This is a genomic window from Corynebacterium lemuris, from assembly GCF_024919295.1.
Classification (GTDB): domain Bacteria; phylum Actinomycetota; class Actinomycetes; order Mycobacteriales; family Mycobacteriaceae; genus Corynebacterium; species Corynebacterium lemuris.
The window spans coordinates 34594-57758 of sequence record NZ_JANWTC010000009.1 but is presented as its reverse complement, the minus strand read 5'-3'; the positions used below and the strand labels follow the sequence as shown (position 1 = coordinate 57758).

The following is a 23165-nucleotide window of genomic DNA, read 5'->3' as shown; positions in this document are numbered from 1 at the left end:
GACACCGAGCAACAGGAGAAGACGTGAACGCACTGCATGATCCCCGTACCCTCCACCCGAAGATCGATCCCCCGAAGCAGACGCAGCCCCACCCGGGGCTGGACGCCGAGCTTGAGCCCCAGGCCGACCTGGGCATGGACAGCTACGAGGGCCACGGCCGGCTCAAGGGCCGCCGCGCCCTGATCACCGGCGGCGACTCCGGTATCGGTGCCGCCGTGGCCATCGCCTACGCCCGCGAGGGTGCGGATGTGGCGATCGCCTACCTCCCTGAGGAGGAACCCGACGCGCAGAAGATCATCGCCGCAATCGAGGCCGCCGGACAGCAGGCCCTGGCCCTGCCCGGTGATCTGCAGGAGCTCAGCCACTGCGAGGAGATCGTGACGAAGACCGTCGAGGCCTTCGGCGGCCTGGACATCCTGGTCAACAACGCTTCCCGCCAGATCTGGCACGACGGCATCGGCAACATCCCGGACGAGGATTTCGACGCCACCATGAAATCCAACATCTACAGCTCCTTCCGGGTGACCAAGGCCGCCCTGCCGCACCTGGAACCCGGCTCGGCGATCATCTTCACCTCCTCCATCCAGGCCTACCAACCCTCGGACACGCTGCTGGATTACGCCATGACCAAGGCCGCCATGAACAACCTGGCCAAGGGTCTGGCCCAGCAGCTGGCCCCGGAGGGCATCCGCGTCAATGCCGTCGCCCCCGGCCCCATCTGGACGCCCCTGCAGCCCAGCCACGGCCAGCCGCAGGACAAGATCGAGGGTTTCGGGCAGCACTCCCCGCTCGGGCGTGCCGGGCAACCCGCCGAGCTGGCGGGCGCCTATGTGTTCCTGGCCTCTGATGAGGCCTCCTACGTCATGGGTGAGACCCTCGGAGTCACGGGAGGCACCCCGACGCCGTGATTCAGGCGGACATCTCCGCGAGCAGCTCCTCGGAACGGGCGCGACCCGCCAGATCACTCATTCCGGCGGTGGCCAGGATCTCCTCCGCCCCCGCGGCCCGCAGGAGTTCCCCGGCGCGCGCCGCCACCTGGGCCGGCGTGCCGTAGAGGTCGGTGGCCAGGGTTTCCTCGATGAGGCGGCGTTCCTGCGGCCGCAGCACCGACTCGTCCAAATCCGCCAACGGCTCCAACCCCCCGAAGGAACCGGTGGTGCGTGCCTTCGCCTGCGCCCAGGCCTCCGGGATGAGCAGGTCACGCGCCGCCGCCTCCGTGTCAGCGACGGCGACGTTGTAGGAGAGGATGACGTGCGGGGCGTCGATGAGCCCGGGGCGGAAATTCTTGCGGTAGAGACGGGCCGCATCAACCTGGTTGGGGCCACCGAGGATGACACCGAGGCCCAGTTCGGCGGCCAGCAGCGCGGAACGGAAACCCGCCAGCACGAAGACAGGGGTGGCGGAATCATTGAAGGGACGCGCCGTGACGGGGGCGCTGCCGTTCAGGAAACTGAGCAGTTCCCGCAGATCATCCGGGTAGCGCTTCTTCAGCTCCGCCACATCCCCCTGCCGCAGGGCAGCGCGCACCGGGGCGGTGAAACCCACCGAGGAACCGATGCCGGCGTCGATACGCCCCGGATACAGCGCCTCCAGGGTGGCGATCTGCTCCGCGACGATCAACGGCTGGTGATCCGGCAGCATGATGCCCGCCGTACCGACACGGATCGCATCAGTCGCGGCCCCCACCGCCGTGGCCAACATCCCCGGCTGCGAACCGGGCAGCCCCGGAACCGCATGGTGCTCAGCAACGAAAAAACGCCGGAAACCGAGCGCTTCCGCCTGCCGGGCGTGGTCGATCACACCCAGCAGGACCTCAGATTCACTCAGGCCGGCAATCCGGTTGGCACGGTCAAGTACGGAGAAGTGCATACCCCCACCATGCCAGGACCGACTACCAGGCGGAGGTCTCGTTGACGTTGCCCTTACCCCAGGTCTCCCACGGGATGTTCCAGTCACCCAGGCCGTCATAACCGGACAGCGTCGTGCCGACGGTATTCTGCACGACCACCGGATCACCCCGCTTGACCGTGTTCTGGAACCACTGGGCCGCCTCGGTGGTGACATTGATGCAGCCGTGCGAGACATTGCGGTAGCCCTGATCCCCCACCGACCACGGGGCCGCGTGGACGTAGATCCCGGAATAGGACATCTGCGTCGCGTAATCCACCTCAGTGCGGTATCCACCCTGGTCATAACCCAGACCGAAGGTGGCGGAATCCATCAGCAGGGAAGCGTGCTCATCACCGATGATGTAGGTGCCGTTCGGGGTGGCCCACTCCGCCGTGTCCCGGCCCAGGGATACCGGGATGGAACGCAGCACCTCACCGTTGCGGTAGACGGTCATGGTCTTGGAGGCGTCGTCGACGACAGTGCGCACGTCATCACCGATGGTGAAGCTCGCCGCGTTGTCCTTCGAGCCGTAGACTCCCCCGCCCAGATCAACACCGTAGAGGTCCACGTCGACGGAGACCTCCGTGCCGGGCGTCCAGTACTCCGCCGGACGCCAGCGCAGCTCCGAGTTGTTCAGCCAGTAGAAACCACCCTCGACCTCCGGGGAGGTGGTGATGGTGATGGCGTCCTGCGCCGCATGACGGTCCTCCACCGCGGTGCCGAAACGGAAGGCGATGGTCTGCGCGACCCCCACCGTTGAACCATCCAGCGGAGACAGGGCCACACCGGTCGTCGAGGCCGGGTTCACAGTGCTGAAGCTCAGGGTCTTCGCCTGGCCTGCCCGGTCCTCGGCCTGCACCGTGTAGGTGCGGCCGTAACCCAGCACCTCAGCCGTCGACCACTGCCTGCCGTCCGAGGACAGCTCCGATTCGACGATATTGCCGTCCTCGTTGGTCATGGTGACCTGCTTCAGGCCCTCCGCGGAGGTCACGGTCACCGGCTCGGCGGGGTTGATGTCGTCGGCGGCCTGGGTCACCGAGAACTCCAGCGGGGCAGGTGCGGCGCTCTCGACGGCCTGGGCCTGGGTCTCACTCACCGACGTCCTGTCGATCGTGCAGCCGGCCAGCGTTCCCGCTGCCAGGGCCGCCACAACCACCACTGCACTGCCCCGCCTGAATAACGGGATGCTGACCTTCACGAAAAACCTCTTGATCCGACCTGCGTCGTCATATGAAAACCGCCATGAACAGCCCTCAGAGTAGTGCCCATGCAACATAGGGTCCAACGGATAGCGAAAAAACATGTCCTGACCAGCCGATTTTACTACCTGCAACTAAACCTGTTATATTTTTGTTCGTCGCCGAGACAGACCGGGGAGCACCGGGAGGAACGGTAAAGACATCAGCGCCATTAGCTCAATTGGTAGAGCATCTGACTCTTAATCAGAGGGTTCGGGGTTCGATTCCCTGATGGCGCACAATAACCCCAGGTGGGAAGAGGTTCCAGACCTCCTCCCCCTGGGGATTTTTCGTTGAATGGCACAAGGCACAATAAAATAGCTGCATCCCACAGCTACCGGTGGAGCCCGTCCTCCAGCTTGGCCACCTGGGCCGCGACGATCTGCTCCACCGCCTCCCCTGACATGCGTTGGGCGCCGGCGAGCACCCAGTGGTTGCCCACCTCCGCCTGGATGACGACTGATTCGTGGATGCGGCCCTCACCGTCGTGGATGAGCACGCGCATGCCGGGGTACTCCGCGTCGAGGGGACGGACGGAGTAGGTGACACCGTAGGTCGGGTCGTGGACCGGCCCGGCGCATCCGGTGAGGATGTCTGTGTAGATGGCCCGCACGTCGATGTCCTCCGACATGGAGAACAGTCCGAGTTCGAGATGGACCTCATCAGCGGTGTAGCCCGCGCTGGAGGAGGCGTGGGGCAGGAAGCGGGATTGCAGGCCGGTGCGCACGGCGTCTTCGCAGGGTTGCCCGAGGCCGGCGGAGGGGGGCACGGCCAGCGGGAGCTGGGTGGGCATGTCCTCGCCCTCGATCAGGGTGCGGGTGACAGGGCCGGGGATGCCGGTCTCCTCCGCCGTGAGAAGCAAGGGGGTGAGGGCGGCGGCGTCGAGAAGCCGCGGGTCCTCGGCGCAGGAGGAGAGGCCGCCGAAGGCGAGGCCCGCGATGAGGACTGCCGTTGCACGGTGTGAGAGCATTCTGTGCGCCTCCCTGAGAAACTGTCTTATTCTCTCACCATAGTGCCAGGAACCTATAACTCATTGACGGTATCGGCATAAGTGCCGTCGGCGAATTCCAGATCGCCCACCACATCCTCCGGGTCGTAGATGGCGCAGGTGAAGCCGCTCTCCCGGAGCCTGCGCAACCCCTCCTTGACCATGCGGCGGCCCATGCGGTTGAAGGAGGTGACGCGGGAGACGTCGAGAACCAGTTCCTCCCCACCCAGGGTGTGGCTGGCCAGTTCGTGGAGGATGCTCTCGGCGGCGGTGAAGTTGATGGTGCCCTGCAGGCGGATGACGGTGGAGTCACCGTCGCGGGTGATGGAACGGACACCGGGGACGGCGTGGTGGTCGGCAGCCATGAGGTGCAGCCCCATGTCCCGGGAGAGTTTCTCGAAGATGCGGACGCCACGGTAGGAGTTGCCCTGGGCGTCGAGACGCGGGGAGAAGGTGGCGATGCCCAGCTGGCCGGGCAGCGCCCCGAGCAACCCACCGGAGACCCCGGATTTGGCGGGGATTCCCACATCTGCCATCCATCGGCCCGCGCCGTCGTACATGCCCGCCGAGCTCATCACCGCCATGGTCAGCCGGCAGACCTCGGGGTGGAGGATCTTTTCACCGGTCAAGGGTTGCACCCCGCCGCTGGCGAGCGTGGCGGACATGACCGCCAGGTCGCGGGTGGTCACCAGGATGGAGCACTGCCGCGTGTAACTGAGGACGGCCGAGTGGGCATCGTCGCGGATGATGCCGTGGCTGCGCAGCAGGTGCGCGATGGCGAGGTTACGGTCAGCTCCCGCCAGCTCGGACTGGCACAGCTGCTCATCAATGTGCAGCTCGCGGCCGGCAAGGCGGGAGAAGAGGTCCCGGATCTTCTCCACACGCTCGTCCACATCGGAGTCCTCACCGTTGATGAGCTGGTTCACGACGATGGCCCCGGCGTTGATCATGGGGTTGACCGGGCGGTTGTTGTTCTCGTCGAGGGAGAGTTCGTTGAAGGCCTCACCGGAGGGTTCCACCCCCACGACGTCGGCGACGGCGTCCGGCCCAAGTTCCTGGAGGGCCAGGGCGTAGACAAAGGGTTTGGAGATGGACTGGATGGTGTACTCCTCGCCTGCGTCGCCGGCACCATAGATGTGACCGTCGGCGGTGCACAGGGCGAGGGCGAGGCGTTCCGGCGGGGCGTCGCGGAGTTCGTCGACGTTGTCGGCCATCCGGCCCCCGTCCTGATCGCGCACCTGGTCGAGGATGGTGGCGAGGTAGTCGGGGATGGGGCTTTTCATGTCGTCGAGCCTACCGAGGCCCGCCCCCCGCGGCCGTCGAGGCTCCGACGACATCGCCCACTCCCCCGGTGAGCTCGTCGGGCAGGTCTCCGACCGGCTCTACCGCGGGTCCACCGGTCCCCGCTAGGCTGGCGGGCATGAGCACCCCGAAGACCGCACTCGTCATCGTCGACGTCCAGAACGACTTCTGCCCCGGAGGCTCCCTGGCCACCGAACGCGGCCACGAGGTCGCGAAGTTGATCGGTGAGTACCAGGACAGCCACGGCGGGCGCTACGCGCACATCATCGCCACCCAGGACTGGCATGTCGACCCGGGCGGGCACTTCTCGGACACACCTGATTTCGTCGACTCCTGGCCCGTCCACTGCGTCGCCGGCACCGAGGGCGCGGACATGCACCCGCAGGTGCGCACCGGTCTCATCGACGCCTACTTCCGCAAGGGGGAGCACACCGCCGCCTACTCCGGTTTCGAGGGGGCGGCGGATGGCGTCGGTATGGCGGAGTGGCTGAAGGAACGCGATGTGGAGAAGCTCGACGTCGTCGGGATCGCCACCGACCACTGCGTGCGGGCCACCGCCCTCGACGCACTGGGGGAGGGTTTCGAGGTGCGCGTGCTCACCGACATGTGCTCCCCCGTGGACGAGGAACGCGGCGAGGCTGCGCTGCAGGAACTGGTGGGATCGGGTGCGCAGCTGAGCTGATCCCCCGGCAGTCAGCCGCATTCACCAGCAGAGGACCGGGGTGCTGGATAGGGTGGGGCCATGCCTACCCACCATCGGCTTCTTGTCATGCGGCACTCCAAATCCTCCTGGTCCACCCCCTCCCCCGACCACCGGCGTCCCCTGAACAAACGGGGCCAGCGCGACGGCCTGGCCGCCGGCGCATGGCTGGCGAAGAACATCGGAACCGTCGACCATGTCCTCTGCTCCACCGCCACCCGCACCCGACTGAGCTGGGAACGGGCCAAGGCCGGCGGGGCAACCGCCCGCGGCATCAGCTTCCACGACGAGATGTATGAATCAGAGGTGGCCGCCTTCTGGCCGCTGCTGACCCAGCTGCCGGAGTCCATCGGGACCGCACTCTTCCTCGGCCACTGGCCCGGAGTCGAGGACCTCAGCCGCCGATTGGCCGAACGTGACACCCACCCCGGCTGGGAGAGCATGGACGTGAAGTTCCCGACCAGCGCCATCGCCGTGCTGGAGATCCCCGCGGCCTGGAAAGAACTGGCACCGGGCACAGCGCTGCTGAGCGACTACGTCATCCCGCGGGGCTGAGGGGCCGGGGGCGTCGAGAAGCGCGGTGATGATCTAGGCGCGACCGGCCAGCAGCTGCTTGATCTCCTTCAGCTCGTTGCTGCGCTTGCGGTTGCGCAGGACGGCGAAGGCGATGATGCCGACCACGGCGACACCGACCCCGGCGAGCACCTTCTGCACCTGCGGGTCACGGGCCTTGGCGGTGGCCTCGCGCTTCGCGTCGTCCACCAGGTTCTTCGGCTTGGTGCGGGTGGCCAGCTCATCGAGGGTGCTGGCCAGCTGGCGACGGGTGCGCTCGATGTCTCGCTGGATATCGTTGATGTCTCGTGCCACGTGGGTCTCCCAGTTCAAGAAGTGAAGGTCTTTTCCTACTCAGAGTAGTGTAACGCGACCTGAGGGGGCAGGGCGGTATGGTGGAGGACATGACTGTTCCCTCACGTCTTGCCGAAGGCGATACCGCACCTGATTTCACCCTGTCCGACGACACCGGGCAGCCCGTGTCCCTCAAGGACTTCGCCGGCGAACGTGTACTCATCTACTTCTACCCGCGCGCGAACACCCCCGGCTGCACGAGGCAGGCCTGTGACTTCCGGGACTCCCTCGCCGAGCTCAATGACCTGGACGTGAAGGTCATCGGTATCTCCCCGGACACCCCGGAGAAGCTGGCCAAGTTCCGGGTGGACCATGACCTCAACTTCACCCTCCTGTCCGACCCGGACAAGGAGGTCATGACACAGTGGGGTGCCTTCGGGGAGAAGAAGAACTACGGGAAGATCGTCCAGGGCGTCATCCGTTCCACCCTGCTCGTCGAACCGGACGGCACGGTCGGTCTCGCCCGCTACAACGTCCGGGCGACCGGCCATGTGGCCCGTATCCTGCGTGAGCTGACCGACGCCTGATGACCACGGAAACCCCCGCGTCGGAGGTCGACGACGGTATCCTCCTCCCCCGTCGCCGGCCCGCACAGGCGCGCAGCCGCGAGCGCTTCGACCGCATCCTCGCGGCCGCCCGCAGCGTGCTTGTCGACGTCGGCTTCGAGTCCTTCACCTTCGACGAGGTCGCCCGCCGCGCGGGGGTGCCCATCGGCACGCTCTACCAGTTCTTCGCCAACAAATACGTCCTCATCTGCGAACTTGACCGCGTGGACACCGCCGAGACCGTCGCCGAGCTGCAGAAGTTCTCCGGCCGGGTGCCGACCCCGCAGTGGCCCGACATCCTCGACGAATTCATCGACCACCTGGCACGCCTGTGGCGCGAAGACCCCTCCCGGCGCGCCGTGTGGCACGCCGTCCAGTCCACTCCCGCCACCCGCGCGACCGCCGCGGCGACGGAGAAGCAGATGCTCGACATCATCTCCGCGGTCGTCGCGCCCCTGTCCCCGGATTCGGGTCCCGGGGAGCGCCTGCAGTTGGCGGGTCTGCTCATCCATACGGTCTCCTCGCTGCTCAACTACGCGATCCGTGATCTTGAGCGGGATGACGAGACCTTCGAGTCCATCGTCACCGAGATCAAGCGCATGCTCGTCGCATATCTCTTCGCGGTGGCGACCTCGTGACTCAAGTCACTAGACTCGGGGGCATGAACACTGACCCGAGAAACCCAGACCAGCAGCCCGACCCCATCGCCGATTCCGACGGCCGGCCGGCACAACAGCCGACCGACGAACCTCAGCCGGAGGATCAGCGCGACCGGGACACCTTCGACCACAAACGGCCGGTGAACCCGCCGCGGGACGGGGAGAACCCCGCCTGATTCACTCCCCCGGCCGGTTCCGGTTCTTCTTCCCGGCCTCACCGCCGCGGGCGATGTGCAGGGTCCGGTTGAGACGCTCCTGGTAGCGCATCTGCTGGTATTTCCAGCGCTGCGCCATGGTGGATTTCGCCGCCACCCAGTCCTGGGGGGCGACCGGATCCTCGCCGAGCACCGGATCCTGCCCCACCTGGTAGGTGTCCGTCCACACCTGGATGACCGACCAGGCCACCGCCGTCAGCGGCACCGCGAGGATGGCCCCGAAGATGCCGCCGACGATGGTGCCCACCGACAGGGCGAGCAGTACGACGATGGCATGCAGGCTCAGCGTCCGCCCCATGACCACCGGCTGCAGCAGGTCCCCCTCCATCTGGTTGACCACCACAACCACGGCGACGACGATAAGAGCCACCACCAGGCCGTTGGTCACCAATGCCACCAGTGCGGCCAGGATGCCCGCGATGGTGGCACCGATGATCGGCAGGAAGGCGCCGACGAAGACGATGACCGCCAGCGGCAGCGCCAGAGGTACCCCGAGCAGGGCGAGAGCCAGGCCGATGAACACCGCGTCAACCGCGGCGATGATGGCTGTGCCGCGGACGTAACCGCCGAGGATCTGGATGGTGCGGTCCCCGGACTCCGCGAGCCGTGCCCGGTTCTCACCGTGGAACCACCTCAGGGTGAAATTCCACATCTTCGGCCCGTCCTTGAGGAAGAAGAACAGGATCACCACCATGAGGAACGCCCCCGCGACGAATTCGGTGGCGGCGGTGATGCCGGTGACGGCCCTGCCGACGAAGGTGCCGCTGGTGGCCAGCTGCGTCACCCGCTGGAGCAGGTCGTTGGCCACATCCGGGTCGAAGGGCAGCGGCCCGGCCAGGAAGAAGCTCTCCAGTTCCTGCCAGCCCTCCACCGCGGAGGCCGAGAGGGAGTCCCACTCGTTGCGCACCGCGAAGACGATGCCGGTGATGATCCCGCCCAGCAGGGCGAGGATGCCGATGAAGGCCGCGCCCGTGGCCAGCAGACTGGTCCAGCCCTTGCCTTTGAGCCACCGGACGACGGGGTAGACGGCGGCCGCGAGGATGAGGGCCACCAATGTTGCAATGACTACGACGGAGACCTCCACCAGGAGCCAGACGGTACCCGCGAAGACCGCGGCCACGAGCAGGATCTGGGCGGAGCGGGTGGCGGCCCGGCCCACGGTGTCGGACCAGAGGGCGGCGGGTTTCGTTGTCTCAGCCCCGGCGTCCCGCCTCCCGCCGATGATGATGTCGTCATCGGAGAGATGCGGGTCGGGCAACGGGCCGGTGTGGTCGGTCATCGCGGTGTCCCCTCCTCCCGGGAGGTCTCGTCGAGGAAGATCGTGCCGGACGGGCACAGCTGCTGCGCCTGCCGGACCGCCGGCCACTCCGCTGCCGGGGGATGGTCGGTGACCAGGCTGACGAATCCGTCGTGTTCCGTCAGGTTCCGGAAGACAGCCGGGGCGAGGCGGCCGCAGTTTCCGGAGGCGACGCAGGTGTCGTAGTTGGCGAAAACCCTCATGTTCCCCTCATCTCCTCCTGAATTCAGCCCCGGTACTGGAGCACCAGCGGGCAGGCGAACGGGTCACGGTTGCGCAGGCCGACCTGGTTGAGATAGGAGATGATCACCTTGTAGGCCTCCCCCAGGGTCGTCTCCGTGTAAGGGATCCCCAGGGTTGAGCAGTGTTCGCGGACCAGTTTCTGCAGGGCCGGGAGATTCGGGCGTGGGACCCTGGGGAACAGGTGGTGCTCGATCTGGTACTGCAGCCCGCCCATGAGGTAGCGCACCAGCAGGTTCCCGCGGATGTTGCGGGACATGTACACCTGGCGACGCAGGAAGTCGAGCTTCGCGTCACGGGGCACCACCGGCATGCCGATATGGCTGGCGGCGAAGGCCCCACCGAGGAGCAGGCCGAACACGAGGGTCTGCACCACGATGAAGGCCAGCGCCAGCCAGAAGGGCAGGGCGAGGAAGAGCAGGACCGGAATACCCAGCAGCCGGAGGCTGACGAAGAGGATCTCCACCCACCGGAGTTTCACGTGGCCGGGGCCGAGAATGTTCTTCACGGAGGTGACGTGCAGGGCGAATCCTTCGAAGGGCAGCAGGGGCAGGAAATACCACCCCTGATAGCGGGCCAGCCTCGCGGACAGTCCGGTGCGGACGGCAGCACGTTCCGGGGTCAGGGACAGCACCCGAAGATCCAGGTCCGGGTCCGAGTCCTCCTTGTTGGGGTGGGCGTGATGCCGACTGTGCTTGTTCATCCACCACCCGTAGCTCAGGCCGATGAACAGGCCGGCCAGGACCCGGGCGGTCCATTCGTTCCACCGGCGGTCCTCGAAGATCTCCTGGTGGGCCGCCTCGTGGCTGAGGAAGCCGAGACGGGACATCGCCACTCCCAGCAGGGCGGCGAAGATGAGCTGATACCAGCCGTCACCGGCCAGGACCACCGCGACGAGGAGGAGTACGGTGCCGGTCGTCCAGAACAGGATGCGCGGCCAGTAGAGACCGGGCCGGCGCCGCAGCAGACCCGCATCATGCACCTTGGCGGACAAGTCCAGGAATGATTCGACGTAGGGATTGGCGATCACCGGGACTCCCATCTTCGTGACCTGCGACACACTCTTTCCTTTGATTCAACCACGTGTCACGGACGTGCGGCAACAGGTGTCAGCCCCGTTTAAGCCCCCGCGATCAGGCAGGTCGCCACCGCGGTGTCACCGTCATGGCTGATCGACAGACTGGTGGCCACCTCCCCCAGGCTGGCCCGCAGGGCCTTTTCGATCTCCCCGCGGACGACCACCGCGACCCGCCCCCACCGGTCCGGCTGGACCTCGATCTCCCGGAAGTCCACCAGGTCCGGGGAGATGAGCGGGGGCCGGCCGTAGATTGCCTGCGACCAGGCCTTGATGAAGGCCTCCTTCGCTGCCCAACGGCCCGCCAGATGCAGGGCCCGGTCGGGCCGCTGTCCCGCCACCCGCAGTTCCAGGACGGTGAAGACCTCCTCGAAGCGCGAGCCGGGCCGTTCCAGCTGCTCCCGGAAACCCGGTACGTGGACGATGTCGACGCCGATGTGATGCATGCCTGTCATTGTGCCCCAGCCGGTGGCAGCCCCCGGAAACGACGAGGGCCCGCACTCCCCCGGTCAGGGCAGTGCGGGCCTTCAGGCGTCCAGCGGGTTAGGCGCGGATCTCCGCACCCGTACGCAGGACACCGTCGACGAGACGGGCATCGTGGTCGAGCAGGACCGCTGCCTCGCGGGCCTTGACCACGTCGCCGGTGCCGCCGAGGTTGCGGTCGGCGGGGCGCTCGTAGAGCGGGGCACCGCCGTACATACCGTCGACGATGCGGCGCAGGCCGGCCTCCTCACGGGCGGTGGCGGCCTTGGCCCACGCTGCTGCGGCGTCCTGGCCGCGCTCCTGGCGCAGGGCCTCGAGGAACGCGCCCGGGTGGACGACGGCGACCAGGGCGGACACGTGGCCGAAGCCGAGCGAGGTGACCAGTCCGGCCTTGGGTGCCTTCGCGGACAGGTCGAGCGGCTTGCGTAGCCACACCAGGTGCTGGTGCTGGGCCAGGACCGGGTCCACGCAGTCGAGCGCGCGGTTGGCCGGCAGGAGGCCGGAGCGCAGGACCTGGGTCAGACCGATCATCTGGAAGGCTGCGGCACCGCCCTTGGCATGGCCGGTCAGCGACTTCTGGGAGATGACGTACAGCGGGTTGCCGTCGGTACGTCCCAGGGAGGCGGCGATGCGCTCGTGCAGGTCGGACTCGTTCGGGTCGTTGGCGTTGGTGGAGGTGTCGTGCTTGGAGATGATCGAGATCTCGTCGGCGGACACACCCACCTCGGCCAGCTGGTGCGCCAGACGGGAGTCAGCGCCACCGCGGGCCGCGCCCAGGGCACCCAGGCCCGGGGCCGGGATGGAGGTGTGCGCACCGTCGGCGAAGGACTCGGCGAAGGCGACGACACCCAGGACCGGCAGGCCGAGGTCGGCGGCGACGGAGCCGCGGGCCAGCAGCACGGTGCCGCCACCCTCGGACTCGATGAAGCCGCCGCGGCGACGGTCGTTGGCGCGGGAGAAGAAGCGGTGCTCGATGCCCTTGTTCTCCATCTCGGTGGAGTCAGCGGTGGCGGCCATGTCGCCGAAGCCGGTGATGCCCTCGATGGAGAGGTCGTCCAGGCCGCCGGCGACGACGAAGTCGGCCTTGCCCAGGGCGATCTTGTCGTAACCCTCCTCGACGGAGACGGCGGCGGTGGCGCAGGCGGCGACCGGGTGGATCATCTGGCCGTAGCCACCGACGTAGGACTGCATGACGTGTGCGGCGACGACGTTGGGCAGGGCCTCCTGCAGGATGTCGTTCGCGCGCGGCTCGGCGAGCAGGCCGTCGAGGTAGAGGGAGCGCATGGATTCGACGCCGCCCATGCCGGTGCCCTGGGTGGAGGACACGCGTGCCGGGTGGACGTCGCGCAGCAGTTCCGCCGGGGTGAAGCCGGAGGAGAGGAACGCGTCGACGGTGCAGACGAGGTTCCACAGTGCCAGGCGGTCGAGGTTGTCGATCATGTCGGCGGGGATGCCGTACACGGCCGGGTCGAAGCCCTCCGGGATCTGGCCGCCGACGAAGCGCGACATGGTGGTGCGGCGCGGGACGCGGACGGCGGAGCCGGTGTGGCGGACGACGGTCCACTCACCGGATTCCTCGTCGAAGAAGGCGGAGGTGTGGTCCGGCTCGGAGTCGACGAAGGTCTTGGCCTCCTCGCGGGAGGCGACGGAGAAGGAGAGGTCCTTGTCCAGGTAGACGGTGGTCAGTTCCGGCGCCAGGTTGTCGACCATGAAGAAGTCGTCGTGGTAGCGGCGGACGCCGACCTTGGCCAGGACCTCGTCGTGGAAGCGTCCGTAGATGTCCTCCTCGGCGATCTCCTGGTCCTCGGCGTCGTACCAGGCGTCACCGTCACGGTGGATCAGACCCATGGTCCAGGCCAGCTCGATGACACCGGCGGCGGTGAGGTCACCGGTGAGCTCGGCGTCGAAACGCGTGCGGGCGGAGCCGTAGGGGCTCAGCTCGCCGGCGCCGACGATGACGATCATGTCGTCGAGCCTGCGGGTCACGCCGGTGAACTCCGGTGCGGTCCACTCGAAGCGGCGGTACGGGGTGGGCAGCGCGGTCAGGGTGCGCGGCTCCTCGATGTCCTGCTGCTCCGCGCCGGCCTGCTCCGCCTCTGCTGCCGCCTCGGCGGCCAGCTGGGAGATGTTGACGTCGGACTCGCCCAGCCCACCGGTGAAGTCCACAGTGACCGGGGCCTTGGCGGCCTCGGCGCGGACATCTGCGGTGATCTGGGAGACGAGCAGCTCAGCCATCTCCTCGTTGGAGAAGGTCTGCACGCCCTTGGACTCGATGGTCTCGACGAGCGGATCGTTGCCGCCCATGAGGCCGGTGCCGCGGACCCAGCCGATGAAGGCGTGGACGAGGCTGGTGCGCTCGCCCCAGACCTGCTCGGCGTTCCAGCGGGTGACCAGGGCGTCGAGGGAGGCCTTGGCCTCGCCGTAGGCGCCGTCGCCGCCGAAGCGGCCACGGTTCGGGGAGCCCGGCAGGACGACGTGGAGTCGCTTGCCCACCTGGGTGTCCACGCCGATGGCGGACAGACCGGCGATGAGACGCTCGACGGCCCACAGCAGCAGGCGCATCTGGGACTCGGCGGCCGGGCCGGCGTCGAGAAGCGAGCCCATGACGCGCGGTGCCGCGAACGGGAACAGCAGCGTCGGGACGAGGGCCTTCTTCAGGACCTTCTTCTGGCCGTTGACGGTGGCGGTCTGCTCGTTGCCGATCCAGTCGATGACGGCGTCGAGGTCGGCGTAGGAGCTCAGGTTCGCCGGGACGATCCACATGGCGGCGGTGCCGCGCGCGGAACGTGCGTAGAGCTCCTTGTAGTAGCCGAGGCGGGAGTGCGAGAGGCTGGAGGTGGTGACCACGACGGTGGCACCGCCCTCAAGCAGCTCGGCGACGACGCCGGCGGCGATCGAGTTCGGGGAGGCGCCGGTGACCACGGCGACGTCCGCGGCGAAGCGCAGGGTCTCCTCGTTGCGGGCCTGGGCGGCCAGCTCCATCAGGCCCAGGTACTCGGCCTGCTTGGCGACGTTCTCGCCGGCACCCGTGAGGTCCAGCTCGGCGGCGTCGAGCTCGCCGAGGGCGACGCGGGTGAGGTCCTCGCGGGCGGAGGCCCAGCGGTCGTCGAGAAGCACGGCCTCGTCGGCGGAGAAACGCGGCGCGACCTGGCGGGGCCAGTCGGAGCCGAGCTCACGGGAGACGAGGTCGAACAGGGCGGCGTTCTCGTCGACCTGCTCATCGACGCTCTGGGCCTCGACCTCGTTGATGCCCAGCTGGGCGAGGATGGTGCGGGCGGTCTCCGCCAGGACACCTTCCCGGCCGGTGACCTGCTCGGCGAACTCACCGAGGGCGGCGGAGTCGACGACCCCGCCGTCGGCACCACCGGCCGAGGGCAGGCCGACGGCCACGCCACGGCGGGCGGCGACGGCCTGGACGGCGGCGTCGATGAGCTGGTCGAGCTCACCGGCGTTGGACGGGGCGGCCGGGGAGAGGGTGGCCAGATCGCCACCGCGCAGGGAGGCACCCTCACGGGCACCGATGACCACCTCGGCGACGACGTGGTCGGCCCAGCCCTGGCCCAGCTGCCAGGTGCCGGTGACCCGCTCGGAGATGTGGTTCGGCTTCTTGCCGGTCGGGCCGGTGATGCGGCGCAGGGCGTCGGCGACGGAATCACCGAGCACCGGGCCGAATGCCTTGTAGCCCTTGGCCATCTTGGTCACGGTGGCCTTGAGGGCGTCGAGCTCGGCGTCGGCGGCGCCGTCGATGGCACCCAGGCCGAACTCCACACCCAGGTCCAGCAGCAGCTGGTTGCGACGGGAGGAGACACCCTCGACGAGAGTCTCGATGGAGTCTGCCGAGCCCATCTGGTCCGGGCGGACCTTGGTCCACACGGCGACGAGCATCGCGGTGGCGTCGGCCGGGGTGAACTCGATGTCGTCCGGGGTGCCGGCGCCGGCAACGGCGACCGGTGCCGGGGCGGCGGCCGGGACGGTGTCACCGGTCGGGGCGTTGGCGGTGACCGGGGCGGGGCCCGCGGTGGCGGACTTCGCCGCCGGTGCGGTCTCCTCGGCCGGGGCCTCGGTGACGTCTTCGGTGACCTCGCGGACGATCTCGTCGGAGGAGAACACGACCGGACGGTCGCGCTCGACGTTGAGGACCTCGATCGGGGTGCCGGCGTACTGCGGCAGGCGCAGGGTCTGGCCCATCATGTTGGCCAGGGTCGGTGCGGAACCGACGCCGACCTCGACGAAACGCTCGATGCCCAGGCCACCGTTGTCCTGGGAGCGCAGGATGAGGTCCTGCGTCTCAATCCAGCGGACCGGGGAGGCGAACTGCCAGGCCAGCAGCTCGATGAGCAGGGTGCGGCCGAGCTTCTGCGGATCAGCGGCGGCGTTGTCGAAGTCGCCGAGGATCTCGTCGATGTACGGGGAGGAGACGACCTCGGTGATGGACTCGACGAACTCGCGGGTCAGCTCGAAGGGGCGGGCCACGAGGTTCGGGATGTAGCGGTCAACCAGGATGTCCAGGTTGATGGTCTCCGGGATCAGCGAGCTGAGGTGCTCACGGAAGTCACCCACACCGTCGCGCAGGTGGCTGGAGTGGAAGGGCACGTCGATGCCCGGGATCATGATGAACGCGCGCTGGCCCGGTGCCTTCTCCTCGGCGTCGGCCTTCAGGGCGACCAGTCCGGCACGGGTGCCCGCGACGGCGTACTGGACGCCTGCGATGTTGTAGTTCACGATCTCGAGGAACTCGCCGGTGCGCTCCGCCAGGTCCTGGACGTAGTCGAAGACGTTGGCGGCGGACAGGCCCATCTTGTTGGGGCGCAGGGCTGCGAGGCCGTAGTTGGAGTTGCCCTCCTCGTCGCGCTCGACCAGGCGGTGCATGGTCAGGCCACGGCGGTAGACGATCTCCACGACGGACTCGAGGGAGAGGACGCCGGAGTAGGCGGCCAGGGCGTTGTATTCACCGACGGAGTGGCCGGCGAACCAGGCGCGCTTGTTCAGGGCGCCCGCCTCACGCATCTCGGCGATCTGCGCGCAGCCGAGGGTGGCCATGGCCACCTGGGTGAACTGGGTGAGGAAGAGCACGCCGTCCGGGTGGTGGAAACGCTCACCGGAGACGACGACCTCGGTCGGGTTGTTCTGGACGATCTCCAGGACGGAGAAACCCAGCCTGGTGCGGGTGTGGCGGTCGGCGCGGTCCCAGACCTCACGCGCGGCGGCGGAGGAGGTGCGCGAATCCATGCCCATGCCCTGGGACTGGATGCCCTGGCCCGGGAAACCGTAGAAGGTGCTCGGTGCGGACGTGACGGCGGTGGCGGTGAGCACCATGTTGCCGTTGACGGTCGCGGTGACGGAGCGGACCTCCCCGTGGCCGGGGCGGTTGTCCACGCCGGAGCGTTCGACGGTGTACTCGATGGTCTGGCCCGGGAGGACCGGGGCCAGCATGGTGGCGGTGTACTCGACGACACGTGCCGGGGCGGTGATGACACCGTCCTCGGTGAAGCCGGCGCCGGCGACGAGCTCACCGATGGCGGAGGTCCACATGCCGTGGACGATCACGCCCGGCAGGCCGGCGAGACCGGCGGCGGTGTCGGAGACGTGGATCGGGTTGCGGTCGCCGGAGACGACGGCGAAGGGGTGCATGGACTCCGGTGCGACGACGCGTGCGAAGGCACGGAAAGAACGCGGGGTGTCCACCACGGACGGCAGGGCCGAGGTGTTGGTGCGGGCGGTGGTCTTGCCGTTGCGGCCGCGGATGGCGAAACGCTCGGAGAGCTTGGCCAGCGGGGTACCGTCGACGCTCAGCTCGGCGCGCACGACCACGAGGCGGCCGAGGTCGGTGTCGGCGACCTCGTCGGCGGTGGCGGTGACCCTGAGGTTGGCCGGGCCTGCGGAGACGTCCGGCAGCTCGGCGAGCATGGTCAGGTGGTGCTCGAGGTGGACCAGGGAGAGCATGCCCTCGACCACGGAGGCGGAGTCGGTGCCCGGGACGACCGCCGAACGCACGGCGGCGAACACGGCCGGCCAGGCGCGGCCGACGAGGACGTCGGGCGCGGTGTTCTCGACGGTCAGGTTGTTCGGCAGGTAGCCGGCGGTGACGTTGTCGTAGTCGGCCAGGTGGCCGGCGTCGAGGGTGGTGGTCCACTCGGCGACACCTGCGGCGGAGACCGGGGCGAGCTCGCCGCCGGCTGCCACGCGGGTCAGCTCGGCCATGGCGGCCTCGGCGTCGGCCTCGGTGACCTGCGGGACGGCGGACAGCGGGGCGTCGGCCGGCAGGGTGAAACGGATGTTCAGGTCCGTGGTGGTGCCGGCGGCGGTGGAGCCGGCCAGCGGGACGGTGAGCACGGCGTGCTCGGTGTCCTCGGCAGCCAGGCGGGCGCCGGTGGCGGCGTGTGCTGCGGAGGCGCCGTCCTCGGCGATGGTCCACTGGTCGGTGTCACCGAGACGCTCGATGTAGGAGGCCTGGTGGCGGCCGGCCCAGTAGGTCCCGGAGGCGGTCAGGACGCGCTCGACGACGGACTTCTCGACCTCGACCGGCTGCTCGCCGGCGGCGGTCAGGGCGTCGATGGAGACCTGGTTGAAGCGGTTGAGGAGCTCCGCGACCGGCTCATTGGCGCGGGTGATGCCGGCTACGGCGGCGGTACCCGGGATGATGCAGACCTGGTCGGCGTCGTAACGCTCGTCGTGGGCCTGCCACAGGGAGTCGGAACGCCACCAGCGGCGCACGTCACCGTCGATGACGGGGACGAAGTTGGCCGGCTTGCCCGGGTTGAGCAGCAGCTTGGAGAACCAGGCCTGGTCGGCCGGGTGGATCAGGTCGCGGTCCGCGTAGGGGTAGAGCTCAGCGAGCTTCTCGACGGCCCGCTCCGGGTTGTCCACGTCCACGTCGACGCGGGCCTCGAACTGGCCGTGGTCGACGTCGGTGAGGCGGGCCTCGGCACGCCCGACCATCTCGACGAAGCGGTTGAACCAGGAGACGTCGACCCACTCACCCTTGTAGGGGCCGGAGATCTCGAGGTAGCGGTTCAGCCACTCGATGTAGGTCATGGTCCCGACGTCGCCGAAGTAGGGCTTGGCGGTCTTGTTGATGGCCGCGATGATCTCCTCGCGGCGGGCGACCGCTGCGTCATCGTCACCGGCGACCTCGTCGAGGAGGCGGCCCGCCTTGGCGAAGGAGTTCTCGATCTCGTAGAGGTCAGCGCCGAGCTGGGAGCGGCCGGAGGCCACACCACCCTGGGCGCGGCCGGCGCCGGCCCATTCGTCGGAGCCGGGGGCGTCGACAAGCGCCTGCTTGACGGCCTCGGAGGCGGTGGACTCGAGGGTTGCCATGGTGGCGGTGCCCAGGAGGATGCCGTCGGTGGGCATGGCCGGCAGGTCGTACTTCTGCGACCAGGAACCGGTGATGTACTCAGCGGCCCGCTCCGGGGTGCCGATGCCGCCGCCGACCAGGAGGATGACGTTGTCGTGCTCGCGGAGCTCACCGTAGGTGGCGATCAGCAGCTCGTCGAGATCCTCCCAGGAGTGGTGGCCACCGGCCTTGCCGCCCTCGACCTGGACGATGACCGGGATCTCCGGCACATCAGCGGCGATCTTGAGCACCTGGCGGATGTGTTTGACGGCACCCGGCTTGAACACGACCCACGGGAAGTTGGCGTCGCGCAGCTCACGCACGAGGGCGACGGCCTCATCGTGCGGGGGCAGGCCGGCGGTGATGATGATGCCGTCGATCGGGGCGCCGTTGGCGCGGGCACGCGGCACGAGACGCTTGCCCTCCACCTGCATGCGCCACAGGTAGGGGTTGAGGAACATGGAGTTGAACTGGGTGTTCACCCCCGGCTTCAGCAGGGAGTGCAGGCGCGCGATGTTCTCCTCGAGCATGGTCTCGGTGACCTGGCCGCCGCCGGCGAGCTCGGCCCAGTGGCCGGCGTTCGCGGCCGCCGCCACGATGGCGGGGTCGACGGTGGTGGGGGTCATGCCCGGCAGGGTCATCGGGGTGTAGCCGGTGACCTCGGTGAACTTGGTGACCAGGCGGACCCGGCCGTTGATCTTCTCCAGACGCGGGGCGAACTCGGACCAGTCACGCGGCAGCTCCGGGGCCAGGCCGGCGTCGAAGAGCTCGGCCTGACCGTCGGTGCCGGAGACGTCGAGGGTGCCGACGCCGCGGCCGGCGAGGATGCGGCGGGTCAGCGGCAGCATGCCACCGTCCGGGCCGACCTCGAGAATCCAGCGGGCACCGGCCCCGACGGCGGCGTCCAGCTCGGCCGGGAAGTCGACCGGGGTGGTCAGGACCAGCTCGGCGGCCTCACGGGCGATGTCGGTGTCCAGGCCGGCCTTGGTGGCCCAGGTGACGGTCTGCTCGACGGCGGAGGCCATGGCCGGGTGGTGGAAGGCGGACTGGATGGGCAGGGCGTCGAAACGCGGGTCGAAGGGGGCGCCGCCGCGCTCCTTGTTCTCGATGGCCTTGGCGTCCTTGGCCGCGAACTTGCCCAGCAGCTCCTGCACGATCGAGAGGTCCTGCGGACGACCGACGAGGACGTAGGTGTCGCGGGTGTTGCGCAGGCCGATGGCCGGGCGCAGCTCCTCCGGAACGTCAGCGCAGGCCTTGTCGACGGCCAGCTGCAGCTGCTCACGGGTGATGCCGCGGACGGAGAGCATCGGGGACAGCTCGCCCTGGCGGATGAGGCCGGTGATGCGGGCTGTGCGGGTCATGGCGGCACCGATCAGCTGCGCGATGGCGAGCAGATCATCGGACTCGGCGCGGCCTGCCAGGAGCAGGGAGGCGAGCTTGCCCTGGGAATGGCCGACGGCGGCGACGGCCTTGTCGAGCTCGAGGCCCTGACGGTCCAGGGACTCCAGGACGGCGAGCTGGGAGGTGAAGATACCCGGGACGCTGATGGCGGCCGTGGCGACGTCGAAGGCCGGGCCTTCCTCGTCACGGGCCCAGGCGACGGGGTCGAAACCGTGCGGGCGGGTGCCCGCCAGCTCGTCCGCGACCGGCGCGAGCTTTGCGGCTGCGCCGTCGACCAGGGAGGTGACGGCGGTGCCGACACCGGCGGCGACGGCCGCGCGCAGGGTCTTCAACCAGTCGAATCCCTGGCCGGAGAAGGCCAGGGCGTACGGCTCGCGGTCGAAGCGGTTGATCAGTCGATCCGTCCCGAAGGAGGTGCTGTATTCGGTCACGTGAGAACTCGCTCCTGTGTTTCCTACTTTGTGCATGGCGAAACTGGGGACACAGCTGTGCCCACAAGTTTTGAAAGCCAAATATGCCATAGAAACCTGAGGAAAGCGTCATCTTTGGGGCGGGTGTCGGAACGGGACGCCTGCCTGCGGGGCGAAAATAGGCTACGCTCGGGTAGGTTGCAGAACCTTGTCTCCCCCGCAAAACCATGTCTGGTCTGCGAAGGGGCAGTTTCGCGCCCCATCCCCCATCGTCATAAAAGTGGGCGCTTATGTGATTCTCGCTACAGGACGCGTTTGCCGAGATGATGGACACAGCCCCAGGGCCGACAGTGCGGCACTGGGGCTGTGTGACTGGGGCAGGTCAGCTGTCGCGGGCGGTGTCCCGGACATTCTCGGCCGCGTGCCGGGCATCCTCCCGGACATCGTCGACGTGCTGCTGCCCCTCACCCCTGACCCGGTCCACGCCCTCCCGGGCACTCTGCCGGACGTCCTCTGCGGCCTGTTCCGCCTGCGGCTGCAGGGCCTCACCCATCTCCTGGGCCACCGACTTCGCATCCTCGACCAACGGCTGCGCCTTATCCTTCACCGCGGAGGCCGCCTGCTGCTCCGGCCTGCTGGCCGGCAGCAGGGAACCCACCAGCCAGCCGGCAGCCAGGGCGATCGCACCGGCGGCCAGCGGGTTCCCCCGCGTCCGGCGGCGGATGGTGTCCGGTGCCTCACGGACCGCCTCCCCGGCATCCTCCGCCAACTGGGCGGCCCGCCCCTGCTCACCGGAGTGGTAGTCATCGTCATCGGAGCCGAAGACCGACTCACGCATGTCCCGCCACCGGGATTTCAGTCGATCGGTCTGACGGTCGACCACCCGGCCGGGGTCCACCTTCTCGGCCAGAGCATCCACATCACGGCCGAGGTTGCCGCGGGTGCGCTCAATGTCTGCACGGATCTCGTCTGGATTATTACTCATGGGGTCTCCTTGTTCGGGTTGAGGGTCGGCGGGATCTCACCGAGTGTTTCCTGGGTCCGGGGCAGACCCTTCATGTCGTCGAGCTGCTTCCGGCCCATTGAGACGAGGACGGCGGTGACAACCGCCCACACCACTGCGACGATGACCGCGGCCCAACCAAGATGCATCCAGCTCCCCAGCGCCCACATGAGTGCCATCGACAGGAAGATCAGGGCAAGGAGTGCGCCGACGGCGGCGCCGGCGAACATCCCCGCCCCCCGGCCACCCTGCCGGGCGGACTCGGTGGCCTCAGCCTTGGCCAGCTGGATCTCCTGACGCAGCAGGGTCGAGAGGTTCGACGAGAAACTGGCGAACATCTCCCCCAGCGATTCGTTCCGGGCCCGGGCCTCCACCTCGGAGTCCGGCCGACGGGAAGGGATGTCATCTGCGGGAGTCGATCCACTCATGGCCGCTCCCCCGGACGTTCAAAACCGGTGAGGGGGTCGATGGTCGGATCGGTGGCCGCGAAACCCTCACCCGGGAGAGTTCCGGTGTGGTCGGCGGGCCCGGGGGTGACGGTGGTGTCGGGATATGCACCGAATTCCGGGTTCGGCCCTCCCGTAGGCTCCGGACCGGTGTCCTCCCGTGCCCCGGGAGTCGGCGGCGGCCCGTAAGCCCCGGCCGCAGAAGGGATCCGGTACCGGCCGTCAAACTCATGCTCGTCGTCGCTGTCGCTGAGCCCGCGGGTGAGCCTGCCGGCCAGAAGGCCGATGCCCGCGGCAGCGGCAAGGAAGGCCCCCGGCCGCCGGGCCGCGAATCTCCGCACATCCCGGAGCAGATCGGCCGGCTCCCTGGTTTCCAACGCCGTGGTGAAGCCCTCCACCCGGGTGGTGACGGTGGACAGGAGCTGGCTCACCAGGTCCGACTGGGGCGCCTCCCCACGGGAGATGCGCTGCAGGTCATCCGAGACGACCCGCGAATGCCCCGCCAACTTCTGCTGCTGCGTGGAGGCATGTCCGAACGCTTCGTCGCGGGCGGAAGTGAGAAGAGACCGGATCTGGTCGGTGGCCTCCCCGGTGACCCGGCGCGCCTCCTCCCGCGCTGTGCCCGCGACATCCTGGGCCGCATCCTTCGCATGACCGGCCACCCTGGCCGTCTCATCTTTTGCCGCGTCCTGGGGACGCGAACCGTACTCGGGACTGTTTGTCATAGAAGTTCCCTTCCGCTCAGCGGGCCCGGCCGCCGCACAACAAGCTCTCCGACGGCCCTGAGGACCCTTCACGTGGTTGTTGGAATCCTGCAGTACCAGTGTTACACATCACATAAGCTCCCGCTGATGACTGGCGGAGGAATCTGCCGAGTCCAGCGAATCGCCTGGCTGGCGCCGGTTTATCCCTCACGCCCAGCAGCGGGCCCGGACCGTCAGGCGAGGCGGAACGCTCCCGCCGGTCGCTATTCCTGCCCGGAGAACGCAAACAGGGCCTCCCACCGGCAGCGGCGGAAAGCCCTGAAAAAG

20 protein-coding genes and 1 tRNA gene are annotated in these 23165 nt (G+C 68.3%); 8 read left to right on the top strand and 13 right to left on the bottom strand.

All coding sequences use genetic code 11. The annotated features are described in order from the left end of the window. Positions 1–23: 23 nt before the first annotated feature. A complete protein-coding gene (locus NYP18_RS11645; RefSeq protein ID WP_259428367.1) occupies positions 24–908 on the top strand; it encodes an SDR family oxidoreductase in 885 nt (294 codons plus the stop codon). A gap of 1 nt (position 909) precedes the next feature. Here NYP18_RS11645 and NYP18_RS11640 read toward each other — a convergent pair whose 3' ends face one another. Beyond that, on the bottom strand, positions 910–1869 hold the full coding sequence (locus NYP18_RS11640) for an MsnO8 family LLM class oxidoreductase (protein ID WP_259428366.1): 960 nt from the start codon (positions 1867–1869) through the stop codon (positions 910–912). A gap of 22 nt (positions 1870–1891) precedes the next feature. Next, positions 1892–3166 carry a L,D-transpeptidase gene (locus NYP18_RS11635; RefSeq protein ID WP_439648092.1) on the bottom strand — a complete coding sequence of 425 codons (1275 nt, stop codon included), beginning with the start codon at positions 3164–3166 and terminating at the stop codon, positions 1892–1894. A gap of 128 nt (positions 3167–3294) precedes the next feature. Here NYP18_RS11635 and NYP18_RS11630 point away from each other — a divergent pair. Beyond that, positions 3295–3367 (top strand) — tRNA-Lys (locus NYP18_RS11630). Positions 3368–3462: 95 nt separating this feature from the next. Here the strand turns inward: NYP18_RS11630 and NYP18_RS11625 are convergent. Further along, entirely contained in the window at positions 3463–4098 is a 636-nt protein-coding gene (locus tag NYP18_RS11625; RefSeq protein ID WP_259428365.1) for a hypothetical protein, read from the bottom strand. 53 nt (positions 4099–4151) lie between these two features. Then, positions 4152–5399, bottom strand: coding sequence for a glutaminase (locus tag NYP18_RS11620; protein WP_259428364.1), 1248 nt, complete (start codon positions 5397–5399; stop codon positions 4152–4154). Here NYP18_RS11620 and NYP18_RS11615 point away from each other — a divergent pair. From NYP18_RS11615 to NYP18_RS11605, 3 genes are read left to right on the top strand one after another with little or no spacing between them, the layout of a single operon-like run. Continuing rightward, positions 5398–5526, top strand: coding sequence for a hypothetical protein (locus NYP18_RS11615; RefSeq protein WP_259428363.1), 129 nt, complete (start codon positions 5398–5400; stop codon positions 5524–5526). The two genes, NYP18_RS11620 and NYP18_RS11615, sit on opposite strands and share 2 nt — an antisense overlap. 10 nt (positions 5527–5536) lie before the next feature. Then, positions 5537–6100 carry a nicotinamidase gene (locus NYP18_RS11610; RefSeq protein WP_259428362.1) on the top strand — a complete coding sequence of 188 codons (564 nt, stop codon included), beginning with the start codon at positions 5537–5539 and terminating at the stop codon, positions 6098–6100. A 60-nt stretch (positions 6101–6160) separates the two neighbouring features. Then, positions 6161–6673 (top strand): SixA phosphatase family protein, encoded by a 513-nt coding sequence (locus NYP18_RS11605; RefSeq protein WP_259428361.1) that lies wholly within the window; start codon positions 6161–6163, stop codon positions 6671–6673. A 33-nt stretch (positions 6674–6706) separates the two neighbouring features. Here NYP18_RS11605 and NYP18_RS11600 read toward each other — a convergent pair whose 3' ends face one another. Next, on the bottom strand, positions 6707–6985 hold the full coding sequence (locus NYP18_RS11600) for a DUF3618 domain-containing protein (protein ID WP_259428360.1): 279 nt from the start codon (positions 6983–6985) through the stop codon (positions 6707–6709). Positions 6986–7074: 89 nt separating this feature from the next. Between NYP18_RS11600 and bcp the strand changes: the two genes are divergently transcribed. The 3 genes from bcp to NYP18_RS11585 are packed head-to-tail and all read left to right on the top strand — an operon-like array spanning position 7075 to position 8404. Next, on the top strand, positions 7075–7551 hold the full coding sequence (gene bcp / locus NYP18_RS11595; protein WP_259428359.1) for a thioredoxin-dependent thiol peroxidase: 477 nt from the start codon (positions 7075–7077) through the stop codon (positions 7549–7551). Further along, positions 7551–8207, top strand: a complete 657-nt coding sequence (locus NYP18_RS11590) for a TetR/AcrR family transcriptional regulator (RefSeq protein WP_259428358.1) — start codon at positions 7551–7553, stop codon at positions 8205–8207. The genes bcp and NYP18_RS11590 overlap by 1 nt, the downstream gene beginning before the upstream one ends. 23 nt (positions 8208–8230) lie before the next feature. Then, positions 8231–8404 carry a hypothetical protein gene (locus tag NYP18_RS11585; protein ID WP_259428357.1) on the top strand — a complete coding sequence of 58 codons (174 nt, stop codon included), beginning with the start codon at positions 8231–8233 and terminating at the stop codon, positions 8402–8404. Position 8405: 1 nt separating this feature from the next. Here NYP18_RS11585 and NYP18_RS11580 read toward each other — a convergent pair whose 3' ends face one another. The 8 genes from NYP18_RS11580 to NYP18_RS11545 form a co-directional block, all read right to left on the bottom strand. Then, entirely contained in the window at positions 8406–9722 is a 1317-nt protein-coding gene (locus tag NYP18_RS11580; protein ID WP_259428356.1) for an AI-2E family transporter, read from the bottom strand. Next, the gene (locus NYP18_RS11575; RefSeq protein WP_259428355.1) at positions 9719–9943 is read right to left on the bottom strand and encodes a ferredoxin; all 225 of its coding nucleotides are present in this window, start codon (positions 9941–9943) and stop codon (positions 9719–9721) included. The genes NYP18_RS11580 and NYP18_RS11575 overlap by 4 nt, the downstream gene beginning before the upstream one ends. A gap of 23 nt (positions 9944–9966) precedes the next feature. Then, a complete protein-coding gene (locus NYP18_RS11570) occupies positions 9967–11040 on the bottom strand; it encodes a fatty acid desaturase family protein (protein ID WP_259428354.1) in 1074 nt (357 codons plus the stop codon). A 59-nt stretch (positions 11041–11099) separates the two neighbouring features. Continuing rightward, on the bottom strand, positions 11100–11510 hold the full coding sequence (gene acpS / locus NYP18_RS11565; RefSeq protein WP_259428353.1) for a holo-ACP synthase AcpS: 411 nt from the start codon (positions 11508–11510) through the stop codon (positions 11100–11102). A gap of 88 nt (positions 11511–11598) precedes the next feature. Further along, on the bottom strand, positions 11599–20706 hold the full coding sequence (locus NYP18_RS11560) for a type I polyketide synthase (RefSeq protein WP_259428352.1): 9108 nt from the start codon (positions 20704–20706) through the stop codon (positions 11599–11601). 361 nt (positions 20707–21067) lie between these two features. Next, positions 21068–21670, bottom strand: coding sequence for a DUF3618 domain-containing protein (locus tag NYP18_RS11555; protein ID WP_259428351.1), 603 nt, complete (start codon positions 21668–21670; stop codon positions 21068–21070). After that, entirely contained in the window at positions 21667–22116 is a 450-nt protein-coding gene (locus tag NYP18_RS11550; RefSeq protein WP_259428349.1) for a phage holin family protein, read from the bottom strand. The genes NYP18_RS11555 and NYP18_RS11550 overlap by 4 nt, the downstream gene beginning before the upstream one ends. Beyond that, positions 22113–22859, bottom strand: a complete 747-nt coding sequence (locus tag NYP18_RS11545) for a hypothetical protein (protein ID WP_259428348.1) — start codon at positions 22857–22859, stop codon at positions 22113–22115. Before NYP18_RS11545 ends, NYP18_RS11550 begins: the two co-directional genes overlap by 4 nt. Positions 22860–23165: the final 306 nt, after the last annotated feature.

Bases quoted from the DNA above. Each gene is read 5' to 3' on its own strand.
- NYP18_RS11580 (WP_259428356.1), bottom strand. From the start codon at position 9,722: ATGACCGACCACACCGGCCCGTTGCCCGACCCGCATCTCTCCGATGAC.
- NYP18_RS11610 (WP_259428362.1), top strand. From the start codon at position 5,537: ATGAGCACCCCGAAGACCGCACTCGTCATCGTCGACGTCCAGAACGAC.
- acpS (WP_259428353.1), bottom strand. From the start codon at position 11,510: ATGACAGGCATGCATCACATCGGCGTCGACATCGTCCACGTACCGGGT.
- bcp (WP_259428359.1), top strand. From the start codon at position 7,075: ATGACTGTTCCCTCACGTCTTGCCGAAGGCGATACCGCACCTGATTTC.
- NYP18_RS11545 (WP_259428348.1), bottom strand. From the start codon at position 22,859: ATGACAAACAGTCCCGAGTACGGTTCGCGTCCCCAGGACGCGGCAAAA.
- NYP18_RS11625 (WP_259428365.1), bottom strand. From the start codon at position 4,098: ATGCTCTCACACCGTGCAACGGCAGTCCTCATCGCGGGCCTCGCCTTC.
- NYP18_RS11555 (WP_259428351.1), bottom strand. From the start codon at position 21,670: ATGAGTAATAATCCAGACGAGATCCGTGCAGACATTGAGCGCACCCGC.
- NYP18_RS11640 (WP_259428366.1), bottom strand. From the start codon at position 1,869: ATGCACTTCTCCGTACTTGACCGTGCCAACCGGATTGCCGGCCTGAGT.
- NYP18_RS11635 (WP_439648092.1), bottom strand. From the start codon at position 3,166: ATGTTGCATGGGCACTACTCTGAGGGCTGTTCATGGCGGTTTTCATAT.
- NYP18_RS11620 (WP_259428364.1), bottom strand. From the start codon at position 5,399: ATGAAAAGCCCCATCCCCGACTACCTCGCCACCATCCTCGACCAGGTG.
- NYP18_RS11585 (WP_259428357.1), top strand. From the start codon at position 8,231: ATGAACACTGACCCGAGAAACCCAGACCAGCAGCCCGACCCCATCGCC.
- NYP18_RS11615 (WP_259428363.1), top strand. From the start codon at position 5,398: ATGTCGTCGAGCCTACCGAGGCCCGCCCCCCGCGGCCGTCGAGGCTCC.
- NYP18_RS11590 (WP_259428358.1), top strand. From the start codon at position 7,551: ATGACCACGGAAACCCCCGCGTCGGAGGTCGACGACGGTATCCTCCTC.
- NYP18_RS11605 (WP_259428361.1), top strand. From the start codon at position 6,161: ATGCCTACCCACCATCGGCTTCTTGTCATGCGGCACTCCAAATCCTCC.
- NYP18_RS11575 (WP_259428355.1), bottom strand. From the start codon at position 9,943: ATGAGGGTTTTCGCCAACTACGACACCTGCGTCGCCTCCGGAAACTGC.
- NYP18_RS11550 (WP_259428349.1), bottom strand. From the start codon at position 22,116: ATGAGTGGATCGACTCCCGCAGATGACATCCCTTCCCGTCGGCCGGAC.